Source organism: Pseudomonas sp. PB3P13 (assembly GCF_054897735.1).
This window is the reverse complement of sequence record NZ_CM142702.1, coordinates 2,202,757-2,217,151: the sequence shown is the minus strand read 5'-3', so window position 1 is coordinate 2,217,151 and position 14,395 is coordinate 2,202,757. Positions and strand designations below refer to the sequence as shown.

Genomic DNA, 14,395 nt, shown 5'->3' with positions numbered 1-14,395 from the left:
GGCGACGTCAATGTCGGATGTGACTCAGTCATCGCGAGCAAGCTCGCTACCACCGCGGACTGTCGACGACACTGGTGCGTCGTACGGCTAGAAGCTGATGTCCGCTGCAGGTTTGACATCGATGCGTGCCACCGATCCGGTCAGGCGTGCGAGGTCTTTGTTGTGCTCGGCAATGATGTCCTCGGCGCGCAGATTCCCGTGGTCGACCGTGGAGTGCGCATCGCCGGCCAGCACCACGTCGTAACCCAGTTTCAGCGCCTGACGCACGGTGGCATTGACGCAGTAGTCGGTTTGCAACCCACAGATGATCAGTTGTTCGAAATCCTGTTCGGGCAGCAATTTGCGTAATGGAGTCTGATAGAACGAATCCGGCGTGGTTTTACGGACACGCAGGTCCTGGGGAGCGGTGACCAGTGTTTCGGCCAGCTGCCATTCGGGAGTTCCATGCACAAACGGGCCGCTCTCTTCTTCGTGTTGAATCAGTACCACCGGTGCCCCGGCCTTCCGGGCCTTGGCACTGAGGCCGTTGATAGCGTCGATGACGCGCTTGATCTCGAAACATTCGTAATCACCGGTGCACAGCGCATGTTGAACATCAATGATTAACAGTGCAGTGGTCATGAGCCTTCCTTGCAAGTCTGAAAAAACAGAACGGTCACGCCTTCGCGCCGATCCCCATACCTCGAGCCTTCAGGCGCGGGCGCCCCGTTGAAGCGGCTGCCGAGCCTGCGAGGCTGCGTCCCGGATCTTCGCTGATCAATACCCTAACGACAACCCGCTATTACGCCGCGGATCGTTCGCCCCGTAGAAGCGGTTTTTGCCCACCGGTTTGCCCTCCAGCGACGGCGCGCCGACCAGAATGGCCGCCAGATGGTTGGCATCCTGCGGCCCGGCAAACTTGTGCCCCCAGCTTTCCAGCATCTTTACCGTGTCGGGACTGGTGGTGAAGTTCTCCAGATTGGTTTCTTCCGGCAGCCACTGCTGGTGGAAGCGCGGCGCATCGACCGCTTCCTGAATGTTCATGCCATAGTCGATCACGTTGAGCATGGTCAGCAATGTAGCGGTAATAATGCGACTGCCGCCCGGCGTACCGACCACCATCACCACCTTGCCATCCTTGGTGACGATGGTCGGGCTCATGGACGATAACGGCGCCTTGCCGGGTGCGATGGCATTGGCCTCGCCCTGCACCAGGCCGTACATGTTAGGCACGCCGATTTTCGAGGTGAAGTCGTCCATCTCATCATTGAGGATGACCCCGGTTTTGCTGGCCATGACCCCGGCGCCGAACCAGTCGTTGAGGGTGTAGGTCACCGACACCGCGTTGCCCCACTTGTCGACGATCGAATAGTGCGTGGTGTTACTGCCTTCATGGGGCGCGACGCCGGGCTTGAGTTCGCTGGACACCGCCGCTTTTTGCGGCGAAATAGCGTCGCGCAGCTTGGTCGCGTAGTTTTTATCGAGCAGATGAGCGATCGGATTTTTCACGAAGTCCGGGTCGCCAAGGAAGCTGTTGCGGTCCACGTACGCGTGGCGCATCGCTTCGATCTGATAGTGCATGCCCTGGGCCGAATGGTAGCCCAGGTCCTTCATCGGATAGCCTTCCAGAATGTTCATGATCTGGCAGATCACCACCCCGCCAGAGCTCGGTGGCGGCGCCGAGACCACATGGTAACCGCGGTAGTCGCATTCGATCGGCGCCAGTTCACGGGTCTTGTAATTATCGAGATCGGCCTGGCTGATGATGCCTTTGTTGGCCTGGCTTGAGGTGACAATCGCGTCAGCCACCCAGCCTTTATAGAAACCGTCGGCGCCCTTCTCGGAGATTTCCCGCAGGGTTTTGCTCAGGTCTTTCTGCACCAGCTTCTGCCCCACCTGCATCGGCTCGCCGTTGCTCAGGAAGATCGACCCGGAGTCGCGCATGTCTTTCTTGAAAACGTCGGTGGCATATTCGAGCAACTCGACATCGCCCTGCTCCAGTACAAAACCTTCTTCGGCCAGTTTGATTGCCGGTGCGATTATTTCCTTGCGCGGTTTGGTGCCGTATTTCTGCAGCGCCAGTTCCATGCCAGACACGGTGCCGGGAACGCCGACCGCCAGGTGACCACGGGTACTGAGTTCCGGTATGACATTGCCCTCCTTGTCGAGGTACATGTCGGCGGTGGCTTTGAGCGGGGCCTTTTCCCGGAAATCGAGGAAGGTCTTGCGCCCGTCCGCCAGCTGAATGGTCATGAAACCGCCGCCGCCAAGGTTGCCCGCTGCGGGATACACCACCGCCAGCGCATAACCTACCGCCACGGCGGCATCGACGGCGTTGCCGCCGTTCTTCAACACATCGACGCCGACATGGCTGGCCAGATGCTGGGCGGTGACCACCATGCCGTTTTCGGCGCCCACCGGGGCGACCGAGGCCGCATAGACGGACAGGCAACTGAATGCCAGGGAGGTCGCAATGAGCGATTTGGCCAAAGGTTCGAACTTCATGGGTCAGTCTCTTTTTGTTTTTGAGGGGAAAAGGCGCCAAGAGCAGTAGCCAAGTATGGTCGCAATTGCGTTTTGCGCCTCCCCGCCGAGGCAGTATGCTGAGCCTCGATCAGCCCACCTGCGGAATCCATCTGCATGACATATACCTGCATGACGCTGGACTCTCCGGTCGGCCAGCTGAAGCTGGTCGCGAACGGCGCGCGACTGGTGGCCATCCTCTGGGAAAACGACAGACTCAATCGCGTAAGGCTGGGGCCGATGAGCATCGCGGCGAACTCCCCGGTCCTTTTGCGCACGGCGCAGCAACTGACGGAATATTTCGCGGGGACGCGGGAGCGTTTTGAGCTGGAGCTGGATTTTGTCGGGACACCGTTTCAGAAGAAAGTGTGGCAGGCATTGCTCACCATCCCGTTCGGCGAGACGCGCAGCTACCGCCAGATCGCCGTGCAGATCGGCTGTCCCGGTGCGGTGCGAGCGGTGGGTGCGGCGAACGGAAGAAACCCGATTTCAATCGTGGCGCCGTGTCATCGGGTGATCGGGGCCTCGGGCAAACTCACCGGATTCGCGGGCGGCCTCGAAGCGAAAGAGTTTTTGCTGACGCTGGAAGGTGGCGATTGGGCTGGCACCAATCGCACTGGAAGCCTTTTCTGAATCGCACCCGGCTGTGTAGCAGCTGCCGGGGCTGCGAGGCGGCGTCCGGCTCAGGTCCGCTGGACGCCGCCTCGCAGGCTCGGCAGCTGCTACATGGATCAAAGGGTGGCGAAGAGGTTATTCATGGCTGCGTACTGCAGCAGCATGATGGTTTTCGCGTCGCAGATCTCGCCGCGATAAAAAGCCTGGAGTGCTTCGTCCAACGTCCACTCCAGCACTTCCAGTTCTTCGGTCTCCGATTCCAGTCCGCCGCCTTCGCTGACTTTGGATGAGGCGTCATACTCGGCGATGAAAAAATGCAGCTTTTCCGTCACCGAGCCGGGGCTCATGTACGCCTCGAAGACTTTCTTCACGTGGTGCACGCGATAACCGGTCTCCTCCTCTGCCTCGTCGCGGATGCGTTCCTCCGGCGCTGCCCCTTCGAGCAGCCCTGCTGCCACTTCGATCAGCAAACCGTCATGGCCGTTGACGAAAACCGGTAAACGGAACTGACGCGTCAGCACAACGGTTTGCTTTTCCCGGTTGAACAGCAAAATCGCCGCGCCATTGCCGCGGTCATAAACCTCGCGGGTCTGGCGTTGCCATTCGCCGTTGTTGCGCAGGTAATCGAAAGTGATTTTCTTCAGCAAGTACCAGTCGTGGGACAACACCTGAGACTCGACGATGTTGACCCGTTCGGCTGTATTGACCATGACAACCCATCCGTTTCCTGTCAAAAGATGCGCATGCTAAACGAAATCATGACGACGCAAGCTGTTCGTCGAACTCCTTCAGATAATCTTTCGCCAGGCTGATTTTCTGCTTGTCGCTAAGCAGCTTGCCGGCGCTCTGGAAAAACTTGTTCTCTTCTTCCTTGAGGTGGTGATGAACCTTGTCCGAGAGTTTTTTCGCTGTGGCCAACCATGACGGGCTGGACATCTCGGTCTCGTCGAGTTCCTCCATCATTTCGTCCATCTCGTGGTGCTCGGAGATCGCATGACGGCTGAGGTCGACGCCGTTGTCGAATTGCATCAACGGGATGTAGAAATGCCGCTCTTCAGCGGTTTCGTGCGCCTGGAGTTCGGCTTTGAGCCGCTCGTAGGCTTCTTTGCGTTCCGGAGTGTCGCCACTGGTGCGGACCACCGCCTCGGCGTAGGTGCGTTGACGGTCATGGCTTTCGCGCAAGGCTTCAAAAATGTTCAAGGAATATGGCCCTCATCGGCTGCGTTCTGAAATGACGCTGTTATGCCTAGACATCTGCGCACTCGCGAGGGTTCCTCGCGCGGGGATGGAACATTTACGGCGCCCCGGCTACGCTCGGGGCTCAACGCCATAAGGATGTAGCTGATGACTTTACGAATAGAAATGACCCAGGAACCGACCCCCGAGGATCGAGAGGCAATTCTTGCCCCCTTGCGCGCCTACAACCTCGCGCAAGCGGGGGATGGCGAATCAGAATTGCTGGCGCTGCTGGTGCGTGACGCCAACGATGAAATCCTCGGCGGGCTGTATGGCCGGTTTTTCTATCAATGGTTGTTTATCGAATTGTTGTCGGTGCCAGACGAGGCTCGGGGCCAGGGCATGGGTTCGCGGCTGATGAAGATGGCCGAAGATCTGGCGCGGGAGAAGGAATGCGTGGGAATCTGGCTGGACACCTTCGACTTTCAGGCGCCGCAGTTTTACAAAAAGCTGGGCTTCACTGAAGTAGGCGAGATTGCCGACTACCCGCCGGGGCATCGACGCTTCTTTTTACAGAAGCGCTTGCTCAACAGCCCTGACAATTTTGACGACTGAAATGCTCTTTGTGGGCTCCCACTGGTGATCTGTTCGCGAGTGAGTTCAGAGACAGGTCGCCAACGCCGCCAACCGGCGTTTGGCGACAAAGTCATCACGCTGGGCGTAATAGCTCAACTCCGTCCCTGTCACCGCGGTGGTCAGGTCGACAAACGACTCGGCCGAACGCGTGTACACCGTCGAGCCGCCCTTCTTGCCCGGCTGCAGATACGCACCGGCGTCAATGCCGAATACCGTCTCGTCCTGCCAGGCAAACTGCACACACTGGGCCACGACTTTTTCCGGTTTGTCCGACGTCAGGGTTTTGTAAGGGGTTCCCGTGCGGGCATCGTTCATTGCCGAACCGGCGCATCCCGCCAGCAACGTCACGGCCAGCGCCACCATCAGAATTCGCATTGCATGTGCTCTTCAAGAAAAAACGGACTGTACCATCGCAGCGCGGCGTATCGTTCTGCTTTACTGCATTTATAGCGAGACACCGCGCAACGATTCGCGCACCCTGTCGCGCCAAATGTCGCATCGCCCGTTTCGAGCGGGCCTATTTCTGGAACGTCCCATGACACCCAATGCCGAATTTTACAAACCCACCGCCGAATATGCCGACAAACTGATCAGCCAGATCGGACAGACGCCGTCGTGGATCGCCAAGCGCATCGGCGTGACCGACAAGCGCATTCGTTACATCCTCGACGGCGAAAGAACCGTCAAGGGCGAGACCACGCCTATCCAGATGACTTACCCGGAGCAATTCGCCCTCGAATGTCTGGCGGCAGCGGCCAAAGCCAAGAAACAGTCTTCTTAATACATTTCCAGGAGCGACCATGGCGGCAACTGAACAGCAACACGAACACGCCCTGCGAAAATTTCTCGATGAGCGCCCGCAGCTGCGCGAAGAACTGGACAACCTCAACCCTCTGCTGGCGCAGGCGAAAGGCGAAACCGCTGCGCAGTACCGCGAAGAACGCTTGCATGAAGCCTTCGAGGCTGAAGCGGAACACCTCGGTCTGTTTGCCTGGGAGTTGACGTTGCAACTGACTGCGGCGACTGCCGAGGAGTATCAGGCTCAGCGTAGGGAGGTGCATAAGGAAGTCGCCGAAATGGCCGGGATGGACTGGCTGGAATATTGTGACTTGTATGGGTTGGAGCCGTAGGCTGGCTGGAGTCACGCCAGAGTCAGCCTATGCGTTCACTGGCAGTCAGACTTCGCCGCACCACTCATAAAGCTTTATCATTGCCCCAGTTCCGTCGACCCGAGTCCGTCATGAAGTTCGCCATCGCACTGTTCTCCGCCGCCCATGCGCCCTCCTCGCGCCGCGCCTTGCTGTTTGCCCGGGCGGCGCTGGCTGGCGGACACGAAATTGTCCGGCTGTTTTTTTATCAGGACGGCGTTTATAACGCGTCTGGCAGCGTGGTTACGCCCCAGGATGAACAAGATTTGCCCAAGCAATGGCGCGCCTTCGTCGCCGAGCATCAACTGGACGGCGTCGTCTGCATAGCGGCCGCTTTGCGCCGTGGCGTGCTGAATGAAGAAGAGGCCCGGCGCTATCAGCGCGAAGCCGTTGCAGTCGGCGCGCCGTGGGACTTGTCCGGCCTGGGCCAGTTGCACGATGCGGTGCAGGATGCCGACCGCTTGATCTGTTTCGGAGGCGCGTGACATGCCTAAATCCTTGCTGATCATCAGTCGTCAGTCGCCGTGGTCCGGGCCCGGCGCCCGGGAAGCGCTGGACATTGTGCTGGCCGGCGGCGCCTTTGATCTGCCAATAGGCTTGCTGTTTCTCGACGATGGCGTATTGCAGCTTGCCACGAAACAGGACGCCAAAACCCTGCAGCAGAAAGACCTCAGCGCCAACCTCCAGGCCTTGCCCATGTTTGGTGTTGAAGACCTGTTTGTCTGCGCCGACAGCGCTGCCGAACGCGGTCTGGACCTGGCCGGTTTATCGCTCGAAGAAGCGCAGGTGCTGAGCGCGTTCGAAATCACCGCACTTATTGACCGTTACGACCAGGTGATCACCCTCTGATGTCGACTTTGCATGTGTTGTCTCATTCCCCGTTCGGCGATGAACGCCTGACCAGTTGTCTGCGCGTGATCGGCGCCAACGATGCGTTGTTGCTGACCGGTGACGCGGTGTACGCGCTGCAGCCCGGCACTGCGCCGTTCGCCGCGCTCAATGCTCGACAGTTGAAATTGTTCGTACTGGCCGAAGACGTCCAGGCGCGCGCGCTGGATATCCCCGACGCCGCCACGGCCATTGACTATCCGGCCTTCGTCGAGCTGTCGATCCAATACCACAAGGTCAACAGTTGGCTATGAATTCACTGACAGTGGGCTCCCGCGCCATCGAGCTGGACAAGGACGGCTTTTTGCTCGAACTGAGCGATTGGTCCGCCGATGTAGCCAGCGCTCTCGCCGCGGGTGAAGGTATCGAGTTGAGCCTCGAACATTGGGAAATCCTCGAATTGCTGCGCAGCTTTTACGCCGAATTCCAGTTGTCGCCAGCGACGCGCCCGCTGATCAAATACACCGCGTTGAAGCTCGGCGCGGAAAAAGGTAACAGCCTGCACCTGAACCGACTGTTCAAAGGCACCCCTGCCAAACTCGCCGCAAAACTGGCGGGCCTGCCCAAACCGACGAACTGCTTATGACCGATTACCCAGCGCTGACCCTCGAAACACCCGCCGAACATCCGTTCGCGCAATTCGTGCGGATCCTTGGCAAAGGCAAACGCGGTGCCCGCGACCTGACCCGCGAAGAAGCCCGCGAGGCCATGGGCCTGCTGCTCGACGAGCAGGTCGAAGACACCCAGCTTGGCGCGTTCCTGATGCTGTTGCGGCACAAGGAGGAAAGCGCCGAGGAAATGGCCGGGTTCACGCAAGCCTTGCGCCAGCGTTTGCAGGCACCGCTGTTTAATGTCGATCTGGACTGGCCAACCTATGCCGGCAAGAAGCGTCATCTGCCTTGGTATTTGCTGGCGGCCAAGTGTTTGGGGCAGAACGGAGTGCGGATTTTCATGCACGGTGGCGGCGCACACACGGCCGGGCGCCTGTACAGCGAGCAACTGCTGAGTGAACTGAAAATACCGTTATGCCGCGACTGGCAACAGGTCGGCTCGGCGCTGGATAACGGCGGCCTGGCCTTCATGCCTCTGATCGATTGGGCGCCTGCCCTGCAGCGCATGATCGACCTGCGCAACACCCTCGGCCTGCGCTCGCCGATCCACTCCCTGGCGCGAATTCTCAATCCACTGGGCGCCCGCTGCGGCCTGCAAAGCATTTTTCACCCCGGCTATCAGGCGGTCCACCGCGATGCCAGCGGCTTGCTGGGTGACACTGCAATTGTGGTCAAAGGCGATGGCGGCGAAATCGAGATCAACCCGGATGCCGGCAGCCACTTGTATGGCACTACCGGTGGCGTGAGTTGGGACGAGGAATGGCCGCAGATGTCCAGCCAGCGCCACGTCAAACCCTCTTCGCTCGACCCCGAACATTTAAAGGCTGTATGGCGCGGCGAAGTGGTCGACAGGTATCCGCAGATGGCGCTGATCGCCACCATGGCTTTGGCCCTGCGCGGCCTCGGTCAACCCCGCGAGCAGGCATTCGACACCGCCCGGCAATATTGGGACGCACGAGACAAATCGATTTAACCGATCATAAGCGTCCAACCTTTGCGCTATTTAATCGAACCTATGCGGATAAACTCTTCTCCAACGCTTACTGGTTGAGGAGTCCTGAACATGGGTTTGTTAGTGGAAGGTCGCTGGCATGACCAGTGGTACGAAAGCAGCAAGGACGGCGCATTCCAGCGTGAGCAGGCGCAGCGTCGCAACTGGGTCACCCCAGACGGCAAGCCCGGACCGAGCGGTGTCGGTGGTTTCGCTGCCGAACCCGGCCGCTACCATCTTTACGTCTCGCTCGCCTGTCCGTGGGCGCACCGCACGCTGATCCTGGGCACACTCAAAGGCCTCGACAAACTGATCGATGTATCAGTCGTCAGCTATTTGATGCTGGAGAACGGCTGGACGTTCGACATAGCCAACGGTTCCACCGGCGACAAGCTCGACGACCTGAATTTTCTGCACCAGCGTTATACCGCTGACGCTCCCGACTACACCGGCCGCGTCACCGTGCCGGTGCTGTGGGATAACCAGCACAATCGCATCGTCAGCAATGAATCGGCGGAAATTATCCGCATGTTCAACAGCGCGTTCAACGACTTGACCGGCAATGACCTGGACTTCTATCCGGCGCCGCTGCGAGCGGAAATTGATGGCTTGAACGAGCGGATTTATCCGGCGGTGAACAATGGCGTGTACCGCGCCGGGTTTGCTACGTCGCAGCAGGCTTATGGGGAAGCATTCGATGAAGTGTTTGCCGAGCTGGATCGGCTGGAGCAGGTACTGGACGCCAATCGTTATCTGGTCGGTGAATACCTGACGGAAGCGGATGTTCGACTGTTTACAACGCTGATTCGGTTTGACGCGGTGTATTACGGCCACTTCAAGTGCAACCTGCGGCGGATTGCCGATTATCCGAACCTGTCGAATTGGCTGCGGGAAATGTACCAGTGGCCGGGGATCGCCGAAACCGTGGATTTCACCCACATCAAAAACCACTACTACGGCAGTCACAAGACGATAAACCCGACCGGGATTGTGCCAAAAGGTCCGGACCAGGATTTCGCCGCGCCGCATGATCGGGCTCGGTTGAGCGGGAAAGGGGTTTGGCGCGGGGTTTGATACCCGGCTGCGGCCTTGGCGTGGCAGCGATCATTGTGGCGAGGGGGCTTGCCCCCGCTGGACTGCGAAGCAGCCCTCCAAAAACTGCCACCGTGTTTTATCAGACAAACCGAGTCGTCTATCTGCATTCACCGATTTTAGGGGCGCTGCGCGCCCCGACGGGGGCAAGCCCCCTCGCCACAGCAAGCCTCTTTGCCACAGCAAGCCTCTTTGCCACAGCGAACCTTCTTGCCACAGCGAACCTTCTTGCCACAGCGAACCTTCTTGCCACAGCAAGCCTCTTTGCCACAGCGAGCCTTCTTGCCACAGTAAGCCCCCTCGCCACCGTTCAAACCTGGGACTGAGCCCCTTCAAACCACGCCAGCTTCTCGCGCAGCTGCACCACCTCACCCACGATCACCAGTGTCGGCGCATGCACCTCGTGCTCCGCGACCATTCGTGGCAAGTCCGCCAGCGTGCCGGTAAAGACCCGCTGATTCACCGTAGTGCCCTGCTGAATCAACGCTGCCGGCGTATCGGCCGCACGACCGTGTTTGATCAATTGCTCGCAGATCACCGGCAGCCCGACCAGACCCATGTAAAAAACCAGAGTCTGCGCCGGTGCGACCAGATCAGCCCACGGCAAATCAGTCGAACCGTCTTTCAAGTGACCGGTGACAAAGCGGACCGACTGCGCGTAATCACGGTGGGTCAACGGGATACCCGCGTAAGCCGCACAACCGCTCGCTGCGGTAATGCCCGGCACGACCTGAAACGCAATGCCATGCGCCGCCAGCTCTTCAATCTCTTCACCGCCACGGCCGAAGATAAACGGATCACCGCCCTTCAACCGCACGACGCGTTTGCCCGCCTTGGCCAAATCAACCAGTTGCTGATTGATCTGATCCTGTGGCACCGCGTGTTCAGCGCGGCGCTTGCCGACGTAGACCCGCTCGGCGTCGCGACGACACAAATCGAGAATCGCCGGCGCTACCAGACGGTCATACAGCACCACATCGGCTTGCTGCATCAGGCGCAAGGCGCGAAAAGTCAGCAGATCGGGATCACCCGGGCCAGCGCCCACCAAATAAACCTCGCCAGTGGCGGCTGGTGCATCGCCGGCAATTTTTGCCAGCAGCAAGCGCTCGGCCTCAGCCCCCTGCCCGGCTAATTGCCGGTCGGCGATCGGACCCTGGAAAACGTCTTCCCAGAATGCCCGGCGCTGCTGCACGTCGGGGAACAACCCTTTGACCTGGCTGCGAAAACGCGCCGCCAGACCGGCCAATTGTCCGTAAGTGGAAGGAATCCAGGTTTCCACCCTGGCCCGAATGAGCCGCGCCAGAACGGGTGCATCGCCGCCGCTGGACACCGCGATGATCAACGGAGAACGGTCAACGATCGCCGGGAAGATCACGCTGCACAGCGCAGGCGCATCGACCACGTTCACCGGTACACAGCGCCGATGCGCGTCGGCGGAGACCTGCGCATTCAACGGTTCGTCGTCGGTGGCGGCGATGACCAGCCCGCAACCGTCAAGATCCGCCTCGACGTAGCCACGCAACACGCACTCGCCACCGCTGCCCACCACCAGCTCTCGCAGTTGTGGTTCGATTTCGGGCGCAACGACCCGCAGCAGCGCGCCGGCTTCGGCCAGCAGGCGGGATTTGCGCAAGGCAATCTCCCCCCCGCCGACGACCAACACACGACTGCCGCGCAGGTTATGAAACAGCGGCAGATAGTCCATTTAACCGATGACCTCGAGGCCACCCATGTACGGCTTCAGCACGTCCGGCACACGGATCGAACCGTCGGCCTGCTGATAGTTTTCCAGCACGGCCACCAGCGTACGCCCGACTGCCAGGCCGGAGCCGTTGAGGGTGTGAACCAGTTCGGGCTTGCCGGTTTCCGGGTTGCGGAAACGCGCCTGCATGCGGCGGGCCTGGAAATCGCCGCAGTTGGAGCATGAGGAAATTTCGCGGTATTTGTCCTGGCTCGGAATCCACACTTCCAGGTCGTAGGTCTTGACCGCACTGAAGCCCATGTCCCCCGTGCACAGTGCCAGCGTGCGGTAAGGCAGTTCCAGCAATTGCAGGACCTTCTCGGCGTTGGCGGTCAGGCCTTCGAGCGCTTCCATCGAAGTCGAAGGCTCGACAACCTGGACCATTTCAACCTTGTCGAACTGGTGCTGACGGATCATGCCGCGAGTATCGCGCCCCGAGGCACCGGCCTCACTGCGAAAGCACGGTGTGTGCGCGACGAACTTGATCGGCAGCAGTTTCGAATCGACGATTTCGCCGGCTACGATATTGGTCAGCGAGACTTCAGCAGTCGGGATCAAGTACAGATCAGCCTCGCCTTCGCGGGCGATCTTGAACAGGTCTTCTTCGAACTTGGGCAACTGACCGGTGCCTTGCAGCGCCGGCGCCTGGACCAGATACGGCGTGTAAGCCTCTTCGTAGCCGTGTTCGCTGGTGTGCAGGTTGATCATGAACTGCGCCAGTGCACGGTGCAGGCGTGCGATCGGGCCACGCAACACGGCGAAACGGGCGCCGGACAATTTGGCCGCCGTTTCGAAATCCAGCCAGCCAAACTTCTCGCCCAGGGCGACGTGGTCCCGAACCGGGAAATCGAACGCGGTCGGCGTGCCCCAGCGGCGCACTTCAACGTTGTCTTCTTCATCTTTGCCGACCGGCACGGACTCGTGCGGCAGGTTGGGAATACCCAGCAGGATCGAGTCCAGATCGGTCTGGATCGCGTCCAGCTCGACCTTACCGGCGCTCAATTCGTTCGCCATGCGCTCGACGTCCGCCATCAGCGGCGCGATGTCTTCGCCGCGCTGCTTGGCCAGACCGATGGATTTGGAGCGCGCATTTCGTTCAGCCTGCAGTGCTTCGGTACGGGTCTGGACGGTCTTGCGCTGTTCTTCCAGCGCTTCGATGCGCGCAACATCCAGCGTGTAACCACGGGATGCGAGGCGGTCCGCTACGTCCTGAAGGTTGCTACGTAACAGTTTGGAATCGAGCATGTCGGTCTCTCGTTATCAAAGTTTGGTCAAGGACAGGCCGGCCCAGGTGGCAAGCAGCCCGCCGAATACGCTGATGGCCGCATAGCCCAGAGCCAGCGGCACCTGCCCGCTTTCCAGCAGGCGCACCGTATCCAGTGAAAAGGATGAAAAAGTTGTCAGCCCCCCGAGGAAGCCGACCATCAGCCCGGCACGGACCTCGATGGGCACCTCCGGGCGGACCAAAAACAGACCGTAAAGAACGCCGATCAGCAAACAGCCCACGATATTAACGGCCAGCGTCGCGGTATAGAAGTGCCGCGGCCAATTCGCGTTGATCCAGTTGCCGGTGGCAAAGCGCAAGAGCGTACCGGCGACGCCGCCGATGGAAACTGCAACGATCAATGGCAGCACTATTTTCTCCGCTGTCGGGGGCTGAGACGGTCGAGTTGCGCGAGGTGGTTCAGTTTCTCGCCGATTTTCAGTTCCAGACCGCGAGGCACCGGCTGATAGAACGGCTGAGGATCGAGCTCGTCCGGGAAATAATCTTCGCCAGCGGCATAAGCGTCAGGCTCATCGTGGGCGTAACGGTATTCGTCGCCGTAACCCAGCTGCTTCATCAGCTTGGTGGGTGCGTTGCGCAGGTGCAGCGGCACTTCCAGCGAACCGTGTTCGGTAGCGCTGCGCATCGCCGCTTTGAAACCCATGTACACCGCGTTGCTCTTCGGTGCACAGGCCAGATAGGTAATGGCTTGTGCAACAGCGAGTTCGCCTTCAGGGCTGCCCAGTCGCTCCTGCACTTCCCACGCGGCCAGGCACAGGCTCAGGGCGCGCGGGTCGGCGTTGCCGATGTCTTCGCTGGCCATGCGTACTACGCGCCGCGCCAGGTAGAGCGGATCGCAACCGCCGTCGATCATTCGCGCGAACCAGTACAGCGCGCCGTCGGGGTTGGAGCCGCGCACCGATTTGTGCAAAGCGGAAATCTGGTCGTAAAAGGCTTCGCCACCCTTGTCGAACCGCCGACGGGTGTCGCCCAGCAGGCTTTGCAACAGGTCAGTGCCGATCTCGCTGTCATCTTCCGCCAGGTCCGAGGCGTTTTCGAGCAGATTGAGCAAGCGCCGACCGTCGCCATCGGCGGCCGACAACAGCATCTGAAAGCCCTCGTCACTGATGGTCAGCTGGCGTTTGCCAAGGCCACGCTCTTCGGTCAGCGCGCGGTGCACCAATTTGCGCAGCGCCGCTTCGTCGAGGCTTTTCAGCACGTAGACACGCGCCCGCGAGAGCAAGGCGTTATTGAGTTCGAATGAAGGGTTTTCGGTGGTCGCGCCGATGAAGATCAGCGTGCCGTCCTCAACGTAAGGCAGGAAAGCATCCTGCTGCGACTTGTTGAAGCGATGCACTTCGTCGACGAACAGAATGGTGCGTTTGCCATATTGCCCTGCTTGCTGCCTGGCAATTTCAACGGCCTGGCGGATTTCCTTGACGCCGGCCAGCACAGCCGAAACGGTCTCGAAGTGGGCATCGGAGACTTCCGCAAGCAAACGCGCCAGGGTGGTTTTGCCGACACCCGGCGGGCCCCAGAAAATCATCGAGTGCAGAGCGCCCTGCTCCAGCGCTTCACGCAGAGGCTTGCCGCGGGCGAGCAGATGCTCCTGACCGACGTACTCGTCCAGATTGGTCGCACGCAAACGCGCGGCCAATGGTTGAGCAATCGGGGCACTGCGAAACAGGTCCATCACGTATTGTTAAAACCTCAATTGTTGCGCAGTACTCA

General features: G+C 59.9%; 19 protein-coding genes. 10 read left to right on the top strand and 9 right to left on the bottom strand.

The window, feature by feature from the left end; translation table 11 throughout:
* Positions 1-87: 87 nt before the first annotated feature.
* Positions 88-621, bottom strand: a complete 534-nt coding sequence (locus ACYZT1_RS10205) for a cysteine hydrolase family protein (protein WP_462018816.1) — start codon at positions 619-621, stop codon at positions 88-90.
* Positions 622-756: 135 nt separating this feature from the next.
* The gene (gene ggt / locus ACYZT1_RS10200; RefSeq protein WP_462018815.1) at positions 757-2,484 is read right to left on the bottom strand and encodes a gamma-glutamyltransferase; all 1,728 of its coding nucleotides are present in this window, start codon (positions 2,482-2,484) and stop codon (positions 757-759) included.
* Between the two features lie 135 nt (positions 2,485-2,619).
* On the opposite strand from ggt, the gene ACYZT1_RS10195 reads away from it, so the two are divergent.
* Positions 2,620-3,135, top strand: coding sequence for a methylated-DNA--[protein]-cysteine S-methyltransferase (locus ACYZT1_RS10195; protein ID WP_462018814.1), 516 nt, complete (start codon positions 2,620-2,622; stop codon positions 3,133-3,135).
* A gap of 98 nt (positions 3,136-3,233) precedes the next feature.
* Here the strand turns inward: ACYZT1_RS10195 and ACYZT1_RS10190 are convergent, their stop codons facing one another.
* Both ACYZT1_RS10190 and ACYZT1_RS10185 read right to left on the bottom strand, forming a co-directional pair.
* Positions 3,234-3,827 (bottom strand): NUDIX domain-containing protein, encoded by a 594-nt coding sequence (locus tag ACYZT1_RS10190; protein ID WP_462018813.1) that lies wholly within the window; start codon positions 3,825-3,827, stop codon positions 3,234-3,236.
* A 46-nt stretch (positions 3,828-3,873) separates the two neighbouring features.
* Complete coding sequence (locus ACYZT1_RS10185) at positions 3,874-4,317, bottom strand: hemerythrin domain-containing protein (protein WP_462018812.1); 444 nt, start codon at positions 4,315-4,317, stop codon at positions 3,874-3,876.
* A gap of 144 nt (positions 4,318-4,461) precedes the next feature.
* On the opposite strand from ACYZT1_RS10185, the gene ACYZT1_RS10180 reads away from it, so the two are divergent.
* Positions 4,462-4,908 carry a GNAT family N-acetyltransferase gene (locus ACYZT1_RS10180; protein ID WP_462018811.1) on the top strand — a complete coding sequence of 149 codons (447 nt, stop codon included), beginning with the start codon at positions 4,462-4,464 and terminating at the stop codon, positions 4,906-4,908.
* A gap of 45 nt (positions 4,909-4,953) precedes the next feature.
* On the opposite strand, the gene ACYZT1_RS10175 is transcribed toward ACYZT1_RS10180, so the two are convergent.
* A complete protein-coding gene (locus ACYZT1_RS10175; protein ID WP_462018810.1) occupies positions 4,954-5,304 on the bottom strand; it encodes a hypothetical protein in 351 nt (116 codons plus the stop codon).
* 160 nt (positions 5,305-5,464) lie between these two features.
* On the opposite strand from ACYZT1_RS10175, the gene ACYZT1_RS10170 reads away from it, so the two are divergent.
* The 8 genes from ACYZT1_RS10170 to ACYZT1_RS10135 all read left to right on the top strand — a co-directional run bounded on the left by ACYZT1_RS10170 (position 5,465) and on the right by ACYZT1_RS10135 (position 9,641).
* Positions 5,465-5,710, top strand: coding sequence for a hypothetical protein (locus ACYZT1_RS10170; RefSeq protein WP_054053620.1), 246 nt, complete (start codon positions 5,465-5,467; stop codon positions 5,708-5,710).
* Positions 5,711-5,729: 19 nt separating this feature from the next.
* Positions 5,730-6,059 (top strand): DUF6388 family protein, encoded by a 330-nt coding sequence (locus ACYZT1_RS10165; protein ID WP_462018809.1) that lies wholly within the window; start codon positions 5,730-5,732, stop codon positions 6,057-6,059.
* A 110-nt stretch (positions 6,060-6,169) separates the two neighbouring features.
* Positions 6,170-6,562, top strand: coding sequence for a sulfurtransferase complex subunit TusD (gene tusD / locus ACYZT1_RS10160; RefSeq protein WP_462018808.1), 393 nt, complete (start codon positions 6,170-6,172; stop codon positions 6,560-6,562).
* Between the two features lies 1 nt (position 6,563).
* Positions 6,564-6,926, top strand: a complete 363-nt coding sequence (tusC, locus tag ACYZT1_RS10155) for a sulfurtransferase complex subunit TusC (RefSeq protein ID WP_462018807.1) — start codon at positions 6,564-6,566, stop codon at positions 6,924-6,926.
* The gene (gene tusB, locus ACYZT1_RS10150) at positions 6,926-7,219 is read left to right on the top strand and encodes a sulfurtransferase complex subunit TusB (RefSeq protein ID WP_462018806.1); all 294 of its coding nucleotides are present in this window, start codon (positions 6,926-6,928) and stop codon (positions 7,217-7,219) included. The genes tusC and tusB overlap by 1 nt, the downstream gene beginning before the upstream one ends.
* On the top strand, positions 7,216-7,551 hold the full coding sequence (locus ACYZT1_RS10145) for a TusE/DsrC/DsvC family sulfur relay protein (protein WP_462018805.1): 336 nt from the start codon (positions 7,216-7,218) through the stop codon (positions 7,549-7,551). Before tusB ends, ACYZT1_RS10145 begins: the two co-directional genes overlap by 4 nt.
* Positions 7,548-8,549, top strand: coding sequence for a glycosyl transferase family protein (locus ACYZT1_RS10140; RefSeq protein WP_462018804.1), 1,002 nt, complete (start codon positions 7,548-7,550; stop codon positions 8,547-8,549). The genes ACYZT1_RS10145 and ACYZT1_RS10140 overlap by 4 nt, the downstream gene beginning before the upstream one ends.
* 90 nt (positions 8,550-8,639) lie before the next feature.
* A complete protein-coding gene (locus ACYZT1_RS10135) occupies positions 8,640-9,641 on the top strand; it encodes a glutathione S-transferase family protein (RefSeq protein WP_462018803.1) in 1,002 nt (333 codons plus the stop codon).
* Between the two features lie 328 nt (positions 9,642-9,969).
* Here ACYZT1_RS10135 and cysG read toward each other — a convergent pair whose 3' ends face one another.
* Genes cysG through ACYZT1_RS10115 form a run of 4 tightly spaced genes read right to left on the bottom strand, consistent with a single transcriptional unit; the run spans position 9,970 to position 14,357 of the window.
* On the bottom strand, positions 9,970-11,364 hold the full coding sequence (gene cysG, locus ACYZT1_RS10130; protein ID WP_462018802.1) for a siroheme synthase CysG: 1,395 nt from the start codon (positions 11,362-11,364) through the stop codon (positions 9,970-9,972).
* Positions 11,365-12,645, bottom strand: coding sequence for a serine--tRNA ligase (gene serS / locus ACYZT1_RS10125; RefSeq protein WP_462018801.1), 1,281 nt, complete (start codon positions 12,643-12,645; stop codon positions 11,365-11,367).
* 15 nt (positions 12,646-12,660) lie between these two features.
* On the bottom strand, positions 12,661-13,035 hold the full coding sequence (gene crcB / locus ACYZT1_RS10120; RefSeq protein WP_462018800.1) for a fluoride efflux transporter CrcB: 375 nt from the start codon (positions 13,033-13,035) through the stop codon (positions 12,661-12,663).
* On the bottom strand, positions 13,035-14,357 hold the full coding sequence (locus ACYZT1_RS10115) for a replication-associated recombination protein A (protein ID WP_462018799.1): 1,323 nt from the start codon (positions 14,355-14,357) through the stop codon (positions 13,035-13,037). Before ACYZT1_RS10115 ends, crcB begins: the two co-directional genes overlap by 1 nt.
* Positions 14,358-14,395: the final 38 nt, after the last annotated feature.